Origin of the sequence: Phyllobacterium zundukense (genome assembly GCF_025452195.1) — a bacterium.
Lineage (GTDB): Bacteria > Pseudomonadota > Alphaproteobacteria > Rhizobiales > Rhizobiaceae > Phyllobacterium > Phyllobacterium zundukense_A.
The window spans coordinates 383573-401485 of the sequence record NZ_CP104973.1; the positions used below are offsets into that span (position 1 = coordinate 383573).

At 55.0% G+C, this 17913-nt stretch carries 17 protein-coding genes; 7 read left to right on the forward strand and 10 right to left on the reverse strand.

The features are described 5' to 3' along the window. Positions 1 to 100: 100 nt before the first annotated feature. Together apaG and N8E88_RS14265 are read left to right on the forward strand one after the other, a co-directional pair. Positions 101 to 493, forward strand: a complete 393-nt coding sequence (gene apaG, locus N8E88_RS14260) for a Co2+/Mg2+ efflux facilitator ApaG/CorD (RefSeq protein WP_262294239.1) — start codon at positions 101 to 103, stop codon at positions 491 to 493. Beyond that, entirely contained in the window at positions 493 to 789 is a 297-nt protein-coding gene (locus tag N8E88_RS14265) for a hypothetical protein (RefSeq protein ID WP_262294240.1), read from the forward strand. The genes apaG and N8E88_RS14265 overlap by 1 nt, the downstream gene beginning before the upstream one ends. Here the strand turns inward: N8E88_RS14265 and N8E88_RS14270 are convergent, their stop codons facing one another. Genes N8E88_RS14270 through N8E88_RS14285 form a run of 4 tightly spaced genes read right to left on the reverse strand, consistent with a single transcriptional unit; the run spans position 790 to position 4172 of the window. Further along, positions 790 to 1002 carry an alkylphosphonate utilization protein gene (locus N8E88_RS14270; RefSeq protein WP_262294241.1) on the reverse strand — a complete coding sequence of 71 codons (213 nt, stop codon included), beginning with the start codon at positions 1000 to 1002 and terminating at the stop codon, positions 790 to 792. Between the two features lie 17 nt (positions 1003 to 1019). Continuing rightward, positions 1020 to 2024: an Hsp33 family molecular chaperone gene (locus tag N8E88_RS14275; RefSeq protein WP_262294242.1), complete on the reverse strand. Its 1005-nt coding sequence runs from the start codon at positions 2022 to 2024 to the stop codon at positions 1020 to 1022. Then, positions 2017 to 2955 (reverse strand): ornithine carbamoyltransferase, encoded by a 939-nt coding sequence (argF, locus tag N8E88_RS14280; RefSeq protein WP_262294243.1) that lies wholly within the window; start codon positions 2953 to 2955, stop codon positions 2017 to 2019. The genes N8E88_RS14275 and argF overlap by 8 nt, the downstream gene beginning before the upstream one ends. Before the next feature lie 11 nt (positions 2956 to 2966). After that, the gene (locus N8E88_RS14285) at positions 2967 to 4172 is read right to left on the reverse strand and encodes an aspartate aminotransferase family protein (protein ID WP_262294244.1); all 1206 of its coding nucleotides are present in this window, start codon (positions 4170 to 4172) and stop codon (positions 2967 to 2969) included. Positions 4173 to 4664: 492 nt separating this feature from the next. Between N8E88_RS14285 and N8E88_RS14290 the strand changes: the two genes are divergently transcribed. After that, a complete protein-coding gene (locus N8E88_RS14290) occupies positions 4665 to 5189 on the forward strand; it encodes a GcrA family cell cycle regulator (protein ID WP_262294245.1) in 525 nt (174 codons plus the stop codon). A gap of 74 nt (positions 5190 to 5263) precedes the next feature. On the opposite strand, the gene N8E88_RS14295 is transcribed toward N8E88_RS14290, so the two are convergent. Next, positions 5264 to 6517 (reverse strand): ATP-binding protein, encoded by a 1254-nt coding sequence (locus N8E88_RS14295; RefSeq protein WP_262294246.1) that lies wholly within the window; start codon positions 6515 to 6517, stop codon positions 5264 to 5266. 84 nt (positions 6518 to 6601) lie between these two features. On the opposite strand from N8E88_RS14295, the gene ppk2 reads away from it, so the two are divergent. After that, positions 6602 to 7516, forward strand: coding sequence for a polyphosphate kinase 2 (gene ppk2 / locus N8E88_RS14300; RefSeq protein ID WP_262294247.1), 915 nt, complete (start codon positions 6602 to 6604; stop codon positions 7514 to 7516). Here the strand turns inward: ppk2 and N8E88_RS14305 are convergent. Beyond that, positions 7488 to 9323, reverse strand: coding sequence for a glycosyltransferase (locus N8E88_RS14305; protein ID WP_262294248.1), 1836 nt, complete (start codon positions 9321 to 9323; stop codon positions 7488 to 7490). The two genes, ppk2 and N8E88_RS14305, sit on opposite strands and share 29 nt — an antisense overlap. Before the next feature lie 307 nt (positions 9324 to 9630). On the opposite strand from N8E88_RS14305, the gene N8E88_RS14310 reads away from it, so the two are divergent. From N8E88_RS14310 to N8E88_RS14320, 3 genes are all read left to right on the forward strand, one after another. Then, complete coding sequence (locus N8E88_RS14310; RefSeq protein WP_262294249.1) at positions 9631 to 10470, forward strand: transporter substrate-binding domain-containing protein; 840 nt, start codon at positions 9631 to 9633, stop codon at positions 10468 to 10470. A gap of 123 nt (positions 10471 to 10593) precedes the next feature. Continuing rightward, on the forward strand, positions 10594 to 12249 hold the full coding sequence (locus N8E88_RS14315; RefSeq protein ID WP_262294250.1) for a lysine--tRNA ligase: 1656 nt from the start codon (positions 10594 to 10596) through the stop codon (positions 12247 to 12249). Between the two features lie 32 nt (positions 12250 to 12281). Further along, positions 12282 to 12665: a VOC family protein gene (locus tag N8E88_RS14320; RefSeq protein WP_262294251.1), complete on the forward strand. Its 384-nt coding sequence runs from the start codon at positions 12282 to 12284 to the stop codon at positions 12663 to 12665. Here N8E88_RS14320 and N8E88_RS14325 read toward each other — a convergent pair whose 3' ends face one another. The 4 genes from N8E88_RS14325 to N8E88_RS14340 all read right to left on the reverse strand — a co-directional run bounded on the left by N8E88_RS14325 (position 12666) and on the right by N8E88_RS14340 (position 17899). Continuing rightward, the gene (locus tag N8E88_RS14325; RefSeq protein ID WP_262294252.1) at positions 12666 to 13553 is read right to left on the reverse strand and encodes a thermonuclease family protein; all 888 of its coding nucleotides are present in this window, start codon (positions 13551 to 13553) and stop codon (positions 12666 to 12668) included. A 13-nt stretch (positions 13554 to 13566) separates the two neighbouring features. Continuing rightward, positions 13567 to 14208 (reverse strand): S24 family peptidase, encoded by a 642-nt coding sequence (locus N8E88_RS14330; protein ID WP_114428529.1) that lies wholly within the window; start codon positions 14206 to 14208, stop codon positions 13567 to 13569. 249 nt (positions 14209 to 14457) lie between these two features. After that, on the reverse strand, positions 14458 to 16677 hold the full coding sequence (locus N8E88_RS14335; protein ID WP_262294253.1) for a 3-hydroxyacyl-CoA dehydrogenase NAD-binding domain-containing protein: 2220 nt from the start codon (positions 16675 to 16677) through the stop codon (positions 14458 to 14460). Between the two features lie 13 nt (positions 16678 to 16690). After that, entirely contained in the window at positions 16691 to 17899 is a 1209-nt protein-coding gene (locus N8E88_RS14340; protein ID WP_262294254.1) for an acetyl-CoA C-acetyltransferase, read from the reverse strand. Between the last annotated feature and the right edge of the window lie 14 nt (positions 17900 to 17913).

Consider the following 17913-nt stretch of genomic DNA (forward strand, 5'->3'; position numbering starts at 1 on the left):
AGAAATGCGCTGATCACGAAGGATTTAAACCCAACTTTCTCTGGATGGTTGACGCGATGGCGCCGACCCGCGATATGAGGACAATAAACTGAGAGAAGGTATGTATAAAGCCATTACCCGCGATATAGAAGTAACCGTCGAACCGTTCTATCTGGAGGAGCAATCCAACCCGGAAGAGAACCGCTATGTTTGGGGATACCGCATTACCATCGCCAACGACTCGGATATTACTGTACAGCTGCGTGCTCGCTACTGGAAAATCACCGATGGTAATGGCCACATGGAGGAAGTACGCGGGCCGGGCGTCATCGGTGAACAACCTATTCTCAATCCCGGCGACTCCTTCCAGTACTCCTCTGGTTGTCCGCTAACCACAACATCTGGGGTCATGGTCGGCCGCTATACAATGCAGACCGACAGTGGAGTACGCTTTGATATCGAGATTCCAGCATTCTCACTTGACCTGCCCGACCAGTTACGCACATTGAACTGATGCAAGATACAAATCGTACTCAATCGCCCTACATCAAGGCCTTGGCCTGTTCCGCCGTCGCATTTGCTTTGGCCATAGTCGCACAGTTCTTGGGCTATACTCTGCCAAGTTTCACAACTAGAACGGAAGCTGTCAGCCAGCTGGTCGCGCTGGTGATGGTTCCCGGCCTCATCGTCGGCCTGCTGGCGAAGAAATCAACGAGAGAATGGCCGCTGTGGCTGATTATCAGCGCATTCATCGCACTTCTGGTCGTCGTGACAACGGTCCATGAAATGACGGCGCCCATGCGCGCCTGATCAGGCCTTTTTCAGAAATTCGGTCTTAAGAACAAGACCCTTGACCTGCTTTGTGTTGCACTCAATCTCACCCTCGCGACCGTTCAACCGAATATTCTTGACGAGCGTGCCGCGTTTTATCGTTTCCGATGTGCCCTTGACCTTGAGATCCTTGATCAAGGTAACGGCATCGCCATCGAAAAGCTCAATGCCATTGTTGTCTCTCACTTTCATGATAAGATTTCCACCTGTCAGTTCTTCGGCAAAAACTCTGCCGGATCGAACTCATATTCTGTCGAGCAAAATTCGCAGGTGACGTTAATCTTGCCGTCTTCGATGCTGTCGGTAATCTCTTCAGCAGTGAATCCAGACAGCACGCCGGCAATTTTCTCGCGTGAGCACGAGCAGTCATCGTTCACGGGCACCGCGTCGAAAACCCGGACGCCCCGCTCGTGGAACAGACGGTAGAGCAGTCGTTCGGCTCCAACTTGCGGATCGGTCAGTTCCGAGCTTTCGATCGTCGCAACGAGTGCCTTGATTTCAGCCCAGTCATCGTCTTCGACAAGGTCGATTTCATCATCGTCGTCGGATTCCGGCGCGTCACCCGCTGGTAGATCGCGCTGACGCATGCGCAGTTCCGATTCAGGCAGGAACTGCACAATGAGCCCACCGGCGCGCCATTGCTCGACCGGCTTGCCGTCTTCGCCACGTTCGATCAGTTTAGCGACCGAAAGACGAAGGTCCGTGGGAATCTGCTCAGACTGACGGAAGTAGGTCTTGGCGATCTCTTCGAGATTGGAACCATCGAGCGCAACGATGCCCTGATACCTCTGGGTGTATTCGCCCTGATCGACGGTGAGTGCGAGCGTGCCGCCGCCCATCAACTCTACGGGCGAGAGTCTGTTCTCAGCGATGGCTTCGGCCAAGCGCTCCTCGTCGTAGCGCGCGTAAGCGCGAACAGAATTCGGCGTGCGAAAGTCAACGACCAGCATGTCGACTGGGCCATCCGACTGTGACTGGAAGATGAATTTGCCATCGAATTTCAGCGATGTGCCCAGCAGTACGGTAAGGACGATCGCCTCCGCCAGAAGCTTCGCTACCGGCTCCGGATAGTCATGGCGGCTCAATATGTCGTCTAGTGTGGGTCCGAGCTGAACGGCACGCCCGCGCGCATCCAGTTCCTGGACCTGAAACGGAACCACGGCATCATCGCCAGCGAATACATATTCGTCAGTGCGAATGGAAGTATCAGGCATCAGGGCGACCTCCTTCGAGGCACCAGGCAAGAATTGCCTTTTGTGCATGCAGACGGTTTTCCGCTTCGTCGAAGACGACGGAGTGCGGTCCGTCGATGACGGAGTTGGTAACCTCCTCGCCGCGGTGTGCGGGAAGGCAATGCATGAACAAGGCATCAGGGCCGGCATGTTTGAGCAATGCGTCGTTGACTTGGTATGGCATGAACACGTTGTGACCGCGCGCACGGCCTTCCTGTCCCATCGATACCCAGGTATCGGTAACGATACAATCAACACCTTCGACGGCCGAAATTGGATCAGTCGTCAGTCTGATCCTGCCGCCAGCGCGCTTGGCCCAATCGAGATATTTGCTGTCCGGTTCGCTGCCTTCCGGCGTCGCGATGTTGAGATTGAAATCAAAACGCGCCGCTGCCTCGACGAGCGAGTGCAGCACATTGTTGCCGTCGCCTGTCCAGGCGAAAGTCCTGCCCTTCACCGCACCACGATGTTCTTCGAATGTCATGATATCGGCCATGATCTGGCACGGATGCGTGTCATCGGTCAGCGCATTGATCACCGGTACCGTGGCGTTTTCGGCCATCTCGGTCAGCCGTTCGTGCGTTGTTGTTCGCATCATGATGATGTCGACATAGCGCGACAACACCTTTGCCGTGTCGGCAATGGTTTCGCTGCGGCCAAGCTGCATTTCCGATCCCGTTAGCATGATCGTCTCGCCGCCGAGCTGACGCATGCCCACATCGAAGGACACGCGCGTGCGGGTCGAAGGCTTGTCGAATATCATCGCCAGCACCTTGCCGGCAAAAGGCTTGTCGACATTGCCGGCCTTGAGACGCGTTTTGCGGGCCCGCGCGTCGTTGAGAATGTGCCGCAAATCACCAGACGAAAGCGCCGATATATCCGTAAAATGACGGAGGTCCTGTTTGATCATCATGAGACTCGTCTCTACGCGCTTTTTAGTTTGGCTGTGACTGACAGACGCTCGGCTGCAGCTTCGATCCGGGCGAGGGCCTCGCGAGCATCCGCTTCGGTTGCAACCAGTGGCGGCAGAAGGCGGATGACGTTGTCGCCCGCACCGACGGTGAGCAAATGTTCGTCGCGCAAGGCTTGAACCATCGTGGTGTTTGGTACAGCACACTTCAGCCCAATCAGCAATCCGCGGCCGCGCACCTCGGAAATCGCTTCCGGATAGCGATCGGAAATTGAGGCCAGCCCCTGCTTCATGAACAGCGCAATCTGCTGCACATGTTCAAGGAAACCCTCTTCCAGAACGACATCGAGAACTGCGTTGCCTACAGCCATGGCTAGCGGATTACCGCCGTAGGTCGTTCCATGCACGCCGGCTGTCATCCCCTTGGCGGCCTCGGCGGTCGCAAGACATGCACCGAGTGGAAAGCCACCACCAATACCTTTGGCGACGGCTAGGATGTCCGGCGTTATACCAGACCATTCGTGTGCGAAGAGCTTGCCCGTGCGGCCCATGCCTGTCTGAACCTCGTCAAGGATCAATAGCAAGCCGCGCTCGTCGCAGAGTTTGCGCAGCGCGCGCAGTTCCTCGTCGGGAACCGGACGCACACCGCCCTCGCCCTGGATCGGTTCAATCAATATGGCTGCGGTTTCGGGTCCAATCGCTGCCTTCAACGCCTTTTCGTCGCCAAAAGCCACCTGATCAAAGCCTTCGACCTTTGGTCCAAAACCCTCAAGGTATTTCGGCTGACCACCAGCGGCAATCGTCGCCAGCGTACGGCCATGGAAGGCACCTTCAAACGTGATAATGCGGAACCGCTCAGGGTTACCGTTGACGTAGTGATAGCGCCGCGCCGTCTTGATTGCGCATTCGAGCGCCTCTGCGCCGGAATTGGTGAAGAACACCTTGTCGGCGAAGGTACCATCGACAAGTCGCTGGCCCAAGCGTTTCTGGCCTGGAATTTCATAGATGTTGGAGACATGCCATAGCTTCTCAGCCTGGCTTTTCAAAGCCTCGACGAGGTGTGGATGCGCGTGGCCAAGCGAATTGACAGCGATGCCGGCAGCGAAGTCGAGATATCGATCGCCGGCTTCGGTAATTAGCCACATGCCCTCGCCTCGCTCAAAGCGCAGATCCGCACGAGCAAAAGTGTCGTAAAGCGGTTGCGCGTTTGCGTCCGTCATATCGTCAAGGGCCTCCAAAACCCAGTTGCCAACCTGCTGATTGCAAAGAAGAAACCGGCAGCGATTAAATCAAAAAGCCGCCCCACAATGCCATTTTAGGGGGCGGCCATACAATGGTAATATCGTCATTCGAACCTCGGTTGTCAAATGAACACTTTACGAGTCCTCACGGTGACCCGAGCCATTTATGCATTTACGATTTCGTCCCTGCGACCTTAGCGAGCAAGCCCAAGCTGCTTAGCGGGGTGTTTTTGCAACAGTTAACCGCGCAAGTTGGGGAAAACCCCAAAAACCCTTACCCGTATGCTCGCCCGACTCTTGTCACAGAGTCATCCCATATTGTACGTTGGGAAACGAAATAGCTAGATTTCGTGCGGCGTCCTCGTCATCTGAATAGATATAGTATCAGGCCAATCTGGAGCAATCCAGATACGAGGAAGGATTCAGTCTAACGTCCGCACAAAACTGAGCCCCATATGGAGCTAGGAAACGATGAACTGGACAGATGAGCGCGTAGAGCAGCTAAAGAAACTTTGGGCCGAAGGTCTGAGTGCAAGCCAGATCGCAGCACAACTGGGTGGTGTCAGCCGCAATGCTGTCATCGGCAAGGTACATCGGTTGAAGCTGTCGGGACGTGGCAAGACCACATCAACCCAGACACGCAGCAAGAAGGTCAACACCAGTGCGTCCAGCGGTCATCGAAGCGCCGGCTCCCTCGGACATATGTCGAGCAGGGTCGTAAACCGGAGTGTCGGCGCAACCGCATTGCAGACAGAATACAGCACTGATCTCGTGACGCACACTGTCACGAAGACTGTGACGGATGTTGTGGTGCCGATTTCCCGGCGGCTCGAACTCGTGCAGTTGAGTGAACGGACTTGCAAATGGCCGGTTGGTGATCCTTTGCAGCCGGATTTCAATTTCTGCGGCAATGACGTCGGCGACTCCGGGCCCTACTGCACCTATCATTCGCGTTTGGCATATCAGCCAGCTTCGGATCGTCGCCGCATCCGGTAGCTTCCGGTGCAGACAACCCTTTGAGGCGCCCAGTGGCGCCTCTTTTTTGTAACGAGCCAATGGTCGTCCGAAGGTCAAAACGCGACGGTGAATGACGAGCCTTCGCCGACTTTGGACCGGACGATCAGCCGTGCGCGATGCCGTGTAAGGATATGTTTTACGATAGCAAGGCCAAGACCAGTTCCCTTTTGAGCCCGGCTCGTCTCCAGGCTGACACGGTAGAACCGTTCTGTAAGCCGCGGTATATGCTCGTCAGGAATGCCCGGACCAAAATCCTGTATCGTGGCCTTGATAGCCCCACCCTCCCGTTTCAACTCGATGATAATCTTTTTGCCGGATTGGCCATATTTGCAGGCATTTTCCAGGAGGTTTTGGAAAACCTGCGTCAGTTCATCACGATCGCCGAGAACGTTGATGGGCCCAGCATCGATGTTGCGCTCGAACTCGACGCCAAGTTCGGCGGCGAGCGGACTAAGTGAGTCCGCCACATGGTTGAGCACAACCGCCAGATCGACTTGGTCCTTGACCGCAATATGTGCCTTCATCTCGATGCGGGATAGCGACAGCAAGTCATCGATTAGCCGCGCCATGCGTTCGGCCTGTTTCTGCATGATCTGGAGGAAATTATCGCGCGCCGCCTCATCATTTCGTGCGGGGCCCCGCAAAGTCTCAATAAAACCGCTGAGCGAGGCGAGCGGTGTGCGTAGCTCATGACTGGCATTAGCGATGAAGTCGGACCGCATGCGCTCCAGACGATGCGCCTCGGTTTGATCGCGGAATGACAGCAGATACTGTCGATCTGCTCCACCCGCTTGATCGAGCAGGAGCACGGTGGCGCGGTACCAGCGTTCTACCGGAACGCGCTCAAAATAGTCGACAGATCGTGCCATCGCATCGGCCACTACGGATTGGACGAGTGTTTGCATTTCAGGCGCGCGGAAGTGCATTAAGAGCGCACCGCCACGCGCCAATGGTGGAAAAGCATTATTGGCCGCTGGATTGACGTAAAGGATCGTCCCCTCATGATCAAAAATGATCAGTGGATCCGGCAATTGCGCTGCAAGTTGCTGGCCTGACAGGCTGAATATTGCCGGATCGTGAATATTTGTATCGGTTTGCCGAGCCATTGTGCGCGGGAAAGCTGCCGAGAGCATGACCACGGCGAGAAGGACCAGCATCAGGATGCTAAAGCTCAACCACCAAGACGCGCCAGAATTCAGAACCAAGGCCGTAATGAACGCAGCAACTCCCAGCACAAACCGCGCCTGGATCAACCTTTCCACAGCTCTTCGCCACAAGGTCCGGCTTTTCAGCCTCCATATGCGCATGTGTTAAACTCCTGCACTACAGTCCTTTTTCGCCTCTGGACGAGCCAACGCTCTCCCAATAACATGGCTTTATGTCAATTGAGGATGAATGCGTTGGGTAAAGATTCAAAAAAGAAATCGGAACATCCGGGCAAAGGGGAATCCACACTCAAAGTGAAGATTGACGGCGAGAACCGCAGCTTCAATATTGACGATGCGAAATTACCGACGTGGATTGAGGATGGTGCGCTGGAATCAGGTGATTTTCCCTACGCGGAAAAGCTAGCAAAAGACGAATATGCAGAGACCCTCGAGAAGCTGCAAATCGAACTGGTGAAGCTGCAATACTGGCTGCAAGACACCGGCGGCCGGGTGATGGCCATTTTCGAGGGCCGAGACGCGGCGGGCAAGGGCGGCACGATCTTCAATTTGCGTCAATACATGAATCCGCGTTCCGCGCGCAATGTGGCCTTGCCCAAACCCAGCGAGACCGAGCGGGGCCAATGGTATTTCCAACGCTATGTCTCGCACTTTCCCACCACCGGCGAATTCGTCACCTTCGACCGCTCCTGGTATAATCGCGCAGGTGTCGAACCGGTACTAGGCTTTTGCACCCCCGAACAACATGAGACATTTCTTGAAGAAGCACCCGGTCTTGAGCGTATGATCGTTGCTGACGATATCCACTTTTTCAAATTCTGGCTCGATATCGGCCAAATCATGCAATTGAAGCGTTTCCACGATCGCAGGCACAGCCCGTTAAAAAATTGGAAATTTTCGCCGATTGATATCATGGGTGCCGAAAAATGGGACGAGTACACGAATGCCCGCGACCGGATGGTTGCGCGGACCCATACACCTTACGCCCCGTGGACGATCGTGCGTTCCAACGATAAGCGCCGCGCGCGTGTTGCAGTAATCCGTCGAATCCTTTTGAGCCTACCCTATAAGGGCCGAGATCTTGAATTGATCGGCAACGAGGACGCGTTGATTATCGGCTCGGGTCCGGGCTTTCTCTAGCCGCGGCAGGGCGATGAGGTGTCTTCTCCCATAAAAAGGGCTGTGTGTAGAGTTGCTTGACCGCACGCCAAGCCGCGACGGACACCAACATCCAATAGAACGGTACAACGCGCAGTATCGAACCTTTTATTTCTTTACCTGCTGAACTGCGTTTTCCGAGCGCGTGGAATGACAGGTAACCCATGGTAATGTTCATGCAATCATAGACTAGAATACCGCGATCGGCGGCAGCAGCGTTGTCCAGAATAAGATTGAGTCCCGAATACGCAATGAAAACAAGTATAAGCGGATACAGCAGCGAAGAGACAATTAAGCCTGCCATCAACGTGTGATAGACTAAAAACCGGCGAAAACCGAGGTCGCGCAAAAACTGCTTCGGGTGCCGCATCTCGAAGAGCCAAGTCTGCATCCAGCCTTTCAGCCAGCGTGTCCGCTGCGGCAACCACACGTCGGTAGTTGTCGGCGCATCTTCAATCGTTGGCAGCGATAGCATCTCGACATGAAATCCCCGACGAGCGAGCCGCGTACCAAGTTCAGCATCTTCGGTCACGTTGTATGGGTCCCAACCGCCAACTCCCTCCAGACAGCTCCGGCGAAAATGGTTGGAACTTCCGCCGAGCGGCAGCACGAGGCCGTTGCGGGCAAGCCAAGGCAAAAGGCCGGAGAAATGCACGGCATATTCGAATGCGAACAAACGGGCAAGCCAGCCTTCGTGAGCGTTCGCAATAACCAATGGAGCTTGCAGGCAACCTAGATTGCTCTCTCCCGCGCTGAAGCGCTGCCATGCCTCGAGAAGTTGATTGGGATGCGGTCTGTCTTCTGCGTCATAAACAACCACAAATTCCCCGCGCGACAATTGAAGTCCATAGTTAAGGGCTTTCGGCTTTGTACGAGGCCCGATGCCGGGCACCGGAATGACCTTGAAACCATAGGGCAGTTTTTGATCCTCGAACGCTGCAATGGTCGCGAAGTCGTCCGCTTCGCACACGAAGGTCACTTCCAGCTTCGAGCGCGGCCAGTTGAGCTTTGTCATCGCTCGGACCAATTGCGGAACTACATCGGCCTCTTTGTAAAGCGCAATCATGATGCTGTAGACAGGAAGCTTGTACGCCGGAACGGTTGGGAGGACTCGCGTTTCTCTTCGTACCATTGCCCTCATCGCCAATAGTCGCAAGAGAATGCATCCGGAAAAAAACACCGAGAAAAGCATGTGAACGATGAACCACAAGCAAGAAGGTGCGAGCACAAGTCCGAATAGAATTGACGCGGTCAAAAGCCCGAGAAGGATCCCTTGCCTGCCGGTCACAACGATCCTTGCCGAGAATCCCCGACTAGTGGTTTCGACAATGTTTACGGCATTGTCCGCTAGCGCTCGTTCGTAATACAGTCGCAGAAATTCCGAAAGGCGTGCGGGAGTCGTTATTCTCAATCGCGCCACGATATCCTGACTTTGGGGAAGATGAGTTTTGAGCACGGCAATATCTCGCAGCGTTGGTGCTATATAGATCAATGTCGTGTGATCGGATGTGACCACTACTGCGTGCCTTATATGGCTCAGAGCCACAAAATCCGGTAGCGTGGGGGCGACGACATGTACGTCCCTAGCTATTTCATCAAACAACAAGCCTGCTTCATTGGCGGTACACGCTGCGATCAGTGCGTCATCGGCATCCTCGGATGTGTAAAGTTCGTCGAGGAACGAAGTCGAATTGTAAAAAGATCGCCTGAACGCAGCAATGATCGGCGGCTTCGCCATTCCACCTGCGCAGAGACGAGAGGCGAGCGAAACAGCTATTTCCCTCGTCATTGGAGGTACCTCTAATGACGGATGGAGGCAACTAAACGACTTGGTGACATCTGGAGATAGCAAATGTAGTCGCGCAACAATACCATTTTTAAACTTTCAATCAAAAGTTGAAATATGAAAACATCCGTGTACCAGCAGTAGTAATTACCAAAATATCTATGTATAATACACAATGTTTGACAAAATTAAAAATAATATTGAGATTTCGTGATAGTTGTTAGTTTGTCTGAACGGACTGCACCAACCTGTCAAGGCTGACGAGATCGTGTTACCTTCACCGCAAATCACACTGTCACGTTGAGACCGAATGCATTTCCACACACTCGTTAGAACCATTCTATCCATCGTTTTGATAGCGCTGCCGCCAGCCCACGCAGCATCGAATTTTCCGCACTATTGGGACGGACGGGAACATGTTTCAAAGCCGAATCTTTCCACAATTGAGCGTATTCGCTTCGTGACTACGGTCGATTATCCGCCCTTCAATTTTATCGATAGCACAGGACGCATTTCCGGCTTCAATATCGATCTAGTGCGGGCGATCTGCGATGAGCTCGCTCTTACTGCAATCTGTCAGATTGAAGCGCGCCCCTGGAATGAATTGCAGCCAACACTTGAAAATGGCGAGGCGGAAGCAATTATCGCTGGCCTGAGACCGACAGCAGCCTTGCGCCAGAAACTCGCCTTTACGACGCCTTATATGAGGCTGCCTGCGCGATTTGTGACGCTGAAGGAAACGCCACTTACTGAACCTCTTGCCGACACGCTCGCAAAAAAGGCAGTTGGCGTTGTAGCCGGGTCTGTGCATCAAGTGATTTTTGCTGATTATTTTCCAAAGGGCCATTGGGTCGGCTATCCCTCGCGCGATCTCATGCTCAAAGATCTGCAAGCAAAGAAAATAGACGCCGTGTTCGGCGATGGGTCTGATCTATCCTTCTGGATCGGCAGCATTGAGTCGGTCAATTGCTGCGCCTTCAGCGGTGGACCCTATATCGCGCCGCAGTTTCTGGGTGATGGAATGACCATCGCGACCACCCGCAAGAATAGCGAACTTATCGATGCCTTTAATTTTGCGTTGAAGGCGATGGAAGAAAAAGGCACCACATCAGAACTTTACTTGCGTTATTTTCCGGTCGATTTTTATTGAGCTGGTTGAACCGTTGAAAATCAGCGCAGGCCGTCTTCGAATGGACACATGCAATTGACGGGAGCCACCTCGCGCCATAGTGTCCGCGCGCCTTACCGAACGGCAGGAACACAGGAAAAACGAATGACTTTGCGCCGTGATAATCAAATCGAACTGAGCCCCGAACTGATCGAGGCTGCAGCAGAGGCCAAAGCATGGCCTTTCGACGAGGCGCGAAAGATCATTAGACGCTATGAAAAGACTGGCTATCCCGAGACGATATTGTTCGAAACGGGGTATGGCCCGTCCGGTCTGCCGCATATCGGCACGTTCGGCGAAGTGGCGCGCACGTCCATGGTACGCCATGCCTTTCGTGTGCTGACCAAAGACCAGGTCAACACCAAGCTGCTTTGCTTTTCTGATGATATGGACGGCATGCGTAAGATTCCGGACAACGTGCCGGAGCCGTCTTCTCTAGTGCCGCACCTTCATAAGCCATTGTCGTCCGTCCCAAATCCCTTTGGTGGCGATTACAGCAGTTTTGCTGACCACAACAATGTCATGCTGTGCCGCTTTCTTGACACGTTCGGCTTCGACTACGAATTTGCCAGTGCGACGGAATACTACAAATCAGGCCGCTTCGATGAAGTATTGCTGCGGGCGGTCAAGCGCTACGACGACATCATGAAGGTGATGTTGCCGACGCTCGGGGAGGAGCGCCAGGCGACCTACAGTCCCTTTTTACCCATTTCGCCCACGAGCGGCAGGGTTCTCTACGTGCCGATGAAGAAGGTCGACTCCAAAAATGGCACGATAACTTTTGACGACGAAAACGGCACGGAGACTACCGTCCCCGTGACGGGTGGCAATGTCAAACTGCAATGGAAGCCTGACTTCGGCATGCGCTGGGCGGCTCTTGGCGTGGATTTCGAGATGTTCGGCAAGGATCATCAGACAAATGCAATCGTGTACGACCGCATTTGCGAGATTTTGGGAGGCCGCGCGCCCGAGCATTTCGTCTATGAACTGTTTCTCGATGATGTTGGCCAGAAGATATCCAAGTCGAAGGGCAATGGCATCAGTATCGACGAATGGCTGACCTATGCGCCCACGGAAAGTCTCGGTCTTTACATGTTCCAGAAGCCGAGAACGGCAAAGCGTCTCTATTTCGATGTCATTCCCAAGGCAGTGGATGAATATTTCACGTATCTGTCCGCCTACGAACGCCAATCCTGGAAAGACCGGCTGAACAATCCCGTCTGGCACCTGCACAATGGCAGTCCGCCGATTGTGGAGATGCCAGTACCGTTCGCGCTTCTGTTGAATCTCGTCAGCGCTTCCAACGCCGAAAACCGTAGCGTTCTCTGGGGATTCATTTCTCGCTACGCACCCGGTGTGACCCCGCAGAACAGTCCAGAACTTGATGCACTCGTCGGCTATGCTATTCGTTATTTCAATGATTTCGTAAAGCCGACAAAGAAATTCCGGGCACCCGACGACGTGGAACGTCTGGCACTCGAGGGAATGGACAAAATGCTCGCGACCTTGCCCGACGATGCCGACGGTAACATGATTCAAAATGCCATGTTGGACGTGGCCCGCGGCATCGAACGCTATCAGGATTATACTAAAAAAAGCCCGGAGGGGGGTCCTGGCGTGTCCGTATCGTTCTTTCAGATGCTCTATGAGGTGCTTATTGGCCAGGAACGCGGGCCACGTTTCGGGTCGTTCGTGGCGCTCTATGGGATCGCCGAGACGCGCGTATTGATTGCGAGCGCACTCGTGGGGCAATCAACTTGAGCTGATGTGGCTAAACTTTCTCGGAGGGAAGAATGATCGATCACACGGGCATCATTGTAAGTGACTTCGAGCGAAGCAAGAAATTCTATCGGGAAGCGCTCGCTCCACTTGGATACGAATTGCTCCACGAAGTTCCAGCTGCGGTAACGGGAAGCGCGGATGTGGCGGGCTTTGGCGAGGGCGGCAAGCCCGACTTCTGGGTAACCAATGGCGAGCCGAACAAACCGCCGCTTCACATAGCTTTTCGCGTCAAAGGCCGCGATATCGTCGATGCTTTTCACGCGGCTGCCATAGCAGCTGGCGGTATTGACAACGGACAACCCGGACTGCGCCCGCACTACCATCCCAAGTATTACGGCGCATTTGTGCGCGATCTTGATGGCCATAACATCGAGGCTGTTTGCCACGAAGCATAGCTATTCCGGGCGTGGCGGGAATGGGGCGTTTGGTACAGCCAATGGCGACGGAGCCGGTAACGGCTCGGCAGAAGGTTCCCGCGTATCACTCACCGGTGGTATGGGCAAGTTGGTTGAGGCTGGCAATGCTGCGGGCGGCCTACCGAAGATACCAAGCCTGGCTTCCTCGGCTTTCTTCATTCTGTCCGCCATTTGCGTTCCATCCTTCGCGCGGGCCCAGCCATTCTGCACCAGCCACTCGGCAATATCCGCATTGCCGAGCCTGCATTGTGTTGCGATGACATCGTCAGGCGGTTGTCCCGGTACGTTGCATTCGACAGCGCGAGAGCGTAGCCAATTGCGGAATGCGGTACGCGCAGCCATGCCACACGGCCATGCGCTACCGCCGTCGACGTTGCAGGTTTCCTCTGGTTGAACTATCTCGATTCCATCCAGTGCGATTCGGTAACCGGCTGCTTCAATTGTGCCAGCTGCGGTCGCGATAGGGCGATAGAGAAGTACTGGCTTGGCAGTATTGTCGACAGGCGTTGGAGGTGGCGCCGGTGCAGGCGCTGTCGGCGGCGCGGGAAGCAGTTCCTGCCTCGTACTCAAGGGCGGGCGAGGCTCCACACGTTCGAGTGGTGCATTGTCAGTACCTGAGGGCGCCACCGCATCCGGATCGACCTGACGCGCTTGCGATGTAACCCTTCCCTGCGGCTGTGCAGTTTCAGATGTATCTTTCGGCGCGGCGTCGGTCATCTCATCGGGCAGTTCGAAATTCTCTAGGGTGACATCGACACCTTGGCTTTGACTTGGCGTATCGACGGCACCGTTAAAGGGTGCGACGAAAGCGTAGATCAGCCCCAAAACCACCAGAACAGTCAGGACATAAAGCGGTAGCTGGCGCATGTAAAATGCGTTCCTATTGGCTTGCCCACAGGATCCGTGCGATCCAATCGATGTGGACTGCATCGAAGGTGCGATTGGGGTGCTCGGGGTTCATCGATTGCAACTCGATCGTCCGCGGCGTCTGCCGTGCAAGTATCTTGGCCATGACTTCCCCGTCCTTTGTACGCACCACCACACGGTCACCCCGTCGCACTGCCCCACCGGGGGCAACGATGATCGTATCGCCATCGCGATAGAGCGGCAGCATGGAATCGCCCGACACTTCAAGCGCATAAACCGAGTCGGCAGGCCCTACCGGAAACTCGACGACATCCCAGCCTTGACCCACAGGAAAGCCGCCATCGTCGAAAAAGCCTCCCGCGCCTGCCTGTGCGAAGCCCAACAGCGGTACAGAACGTGTCTCACCACTATTTCCGTGGCTGGCCCTGCCCAGAACGAGCGTCATGAATTCGTCCAGAGAAGCGCCGGTAGCTTCCATGATCTTGGCGAGCGATTCTGTTGACGGCCACCGCGCGCGCCCGTCAACAGCGTAGCGCTTGGATTTGTTGAAGGTTGTTGGATCAAGCCCCGCACGCTTCGCCAATCCCGATACGGAAAGCGAGTGGCGTTCTGCCAGCGCATCTATGGCCGCCCATATGCGGTCATGTGAAAACATGATGATATCCAAATAAAGGAAAAAATACCTTCAATGTGCCTTTATAGAGAACGCTGACAAAAGTCGAGTGGAATTACGGAAAATTTTCTTATTTTTCACAGTTTTTTGATGCGTGGGTTAGCACTTATGAATAGATAATCGCCGGTTGCCGGCATCATCGCGACGCCGGCAATTGTCGTTGCAATGCAAAGCTTGCTTCACATGATATCCGTTGCACCACGCGCAAAGCGGAGCGTTGTTTCTGCCCAATCAAGCAGCCTTCTTCTTCTCCTCGACCGGATAAGGATTGAACCGCTCGTAGAAGGTCTCCCCCTTTTCGGCCATATCGAGCAGCAGCTTCGGTGCCTTGAACTGCGCACCGTATTTCCGCTGCAGCCCCTTGGCGATTTCGACGAATTTCGCTGCGCCCATGCCATCAATGTAGGACAGTGTTCCGCCAGTATAGGGTGCAAACCCGAAGGCAAGGATCGACCCCACATCCGCTTCACGCGGATCAGTGACAATGCGTTCCTCCATGACGCGGGCTGCCTCAAGGGCAATGGTGAAAAGGAACCGCTGCTTCAGGACATGGATATCGATCTTGTCCGGATCCTGTTGTGGGTAAAGTGTCTTCAACTCGGGCCACAAATGCTTTTTGGCGGGCTTCGCCGGATAATCGTAGAAGCCCTTGCCGTTCTTGCGACCGCGGCGGTCATATTTGTCCACCAGCGTGTTCACAAGCTCAACATGCCGCGGATCGACGGCCTTTGGTCCAAGATCCGCCAATGTGGCCTTCAGTATCTTCTGCGACAGATCAATAGCAGTCTCGTCGTTGAGCGCCAGCGGGCCGACCGGCATGCCCGCCATGCGTGCGACATTCTCGATCATCGCGGGCGGAACACCTTCGATGAGCATGTTGTAAGCTTCCGACATGTAGCGCAGAACACAGCGATTGACATAAAAGCCCCGCGTGTCATTGACCACAATGGGCGTCTTCTTGATCGCACGCACGAAGTCGAGCGCAACGGCGAGCGCCTTGTCGGCTGTCTTTTTGCCGAGGATAACCTCGACAAGCATCATTTTGTCGACCGGCGAAAAGAAGTGGATGCCGATGAAGTTCTTCGGGCGTTGTGAAACTTTCGCCAGTCCGGTGATCGGCAGCGTTGATGTATTGGATGCGAAGATGGCTGCGGGTTTCAATACCGCTTCGGCCTTTTCCGTAACCGCGCGCTTGACTTCACGATCTTCGAACACCGCCTCGATTACGAGGTCAGCTCCCTCAAGATCGGCGTAATCCGATGATGCGGTAATCTGGCCAAGCAGCCTTTCCTTCTCCTCGGCGGTCGCCTTGCCTTTCTGGATCTCCTTGGTGATAAGATCGGCAGAATGTGCTTTGCCTTTTTCGGCTGCCTCCACACTCTGGTCTATGAGCACGACCGGAATGCCTGCCTTCGCGGTGACATACGCGATGCTCGCGCCCATGAAGCCTGCGCCGACGACGCCGACCTTCTTGAATTTGGTGGGTTTGATATCGGCTGGACGGCGAGCGCCCTTGTTCAGTTCCTGCAACGAGACGAACAGTGAACGGATCATCATTCCGGCTTCTGTCGTCTGCAGTATCTTTGTGAAATAGCGCTGCTCGATCTTGAGCGCCGTGTCAAAAGGTACGAGTAGGCCCTCATAGACGGATTTCAGGATCGAGGCTGCGCCCGGATAATTGCCATAGGTCTCACGACGGAGAATTGCCGTAGCGGCTGGCCAGAGATTGGCTCCCGCCGGTGAATAAATCGCACCGCCGGGCAATTTGAAGCCCTTCTCGTCCCATGGCTGGACTGGCTTGAGACCAGCCTTGATCATCTTCTTGGCCGACTCAACTAGCTTTTTCGCCGGCACGATTTCATGCACTAGTCCCATCGCTTTCGCGCGCGACGCCGTGAGGCTCGAGCCTGTCGTCATCATCTGCAGGGCGTCCTGCTGGTTGGTGAGGCGCGGAACGCGTTGTGTGCCGCCGGCGCCCGGAAAGATGCCGACTTTGACTTCCGGCAGAGCCATCTTCACCGACGGGTCGTCGGAAACGACGCGGCCATGGCAGGCCAACGACATTTCGAATGCACCGCCCATGCAGGTACCGTTGATCGCGGAAACCCAGGGCTTGCCACATGTTTCCAGCTTGCGGAAAAGGCCACCCATCTTGCCGGTATTTTCGAACAGGAGTTCAACGGCCTTCTTGGGGTCCTTCGCCTTCTCTTCCTGGAACAGCTGGAACATGCGCTTGAGCATGGTCAAGTCGGCACCGCCGGAGAACGTGTCCTTGCCGGAGGTGATCACGGCACCCTTGATTGCTTCGTCCTTCGTGACCCGATCGACGATCGCGTCGAGTTCCTTCATCACCTCTTCGGTGAAGACATTCATCGACTTATCCGGCATATCCCAGGTTACGAGTGCAATGCCGTCCGCGTCGACGTCGAATTTGAAGTTCGTGTAGCTCATCTTCCTTATCTCCTCAGACGCGTTCGATGATGGTTGCGGTGCCCATGCCCGCACCGATGCACAGTGTAACGAGCGCAACATTGAGATCACGGCGCTCCAGTTCATCAAGAACAGTGCCGAGGATCATTGCACCTGTGGCGCCAAGCGGATGCCCCATGGCGATGGCACCACCATTGACATTGATCTTGTCGCGGGGAATGTCGAAGGCCTGCATGTAGCGCAGCACCACAGCAGCAAATGCCTCGTTCAGTTCGAAGAGATCTATGTCCGAAATCTTCATCTTGGCGCGCTTCAAGAGCTTTTCCGTTACGTCGACTGGGCCGGTCAGCATCAGCGCCGGGTCCGAACCGATATTGGCGAATGCGCGGATGCGGGCACGTGGCTTTGAGCCGATCGCCTTGCCTGCGCTTTTCGACCCAAGCAATACGCCTGCGGCGCCATCAACGATACCGGACGAATTGCCGGCATGATGGACGTGATTGATGATCTCGACTTCGGGATGTGCCTGGATGCCGACAGCGTTGAAGCCGCCCATTTCACCGGGCATCACGAAGGATGGATTGAGCGAAGCCAGCGCCTGCATGTCCGTGGTCGGCCGCATGTGCTCGTCATGATCGAGAATGGTCAGGCCGTTCTGGTCCTTGATCTCGAGAACCGAATTCTTGAAGTAGCCTTTCTTCCAGGCTTCACCGGCTCGCTTCTGGCTCTCAACTGCGTAAGCGTCAACATCATCGCGGCTGAAGCCATACTTCGTGGCAATCAGGTCGGCGGAAACGCCTTGAGGCATGAAATAGCCTGGCAGTCCAACCGACGGATCCATATACCAGGCCCCCCCCGACATGCCCATCCCGACACGCGACATGGATTCAACACCGCCGGCAATGACAATGTCGTCCGCCCCTTGCACGATCTTGGCAGCGGCAAAATTCACTGCGTCAAGGCCAGACGCGCAGAACCGCGAGATTTGCATACCGGGCGCCTTGAAATCATAGCCCGCTTCGAAGGCGGAGGATCGCGGAATGACAGCGCCAGCTTCACCTACCGGATCGACGCAGCCGTAGATGATGTCGTCGACGAGGCCCGTGTCGAGGCCATTGCGATCGCGCAGCGCCTCAAGCACGTGGGCGCCAAGACGAACGGCAGGCACTTCGTGCAGGCTGCCGTCCTTCTTGCCCCTGCCACGCGGGGTACGGACGTGGTCATAAATATATGCCTCAGTCATTTCATTCTCCCTGT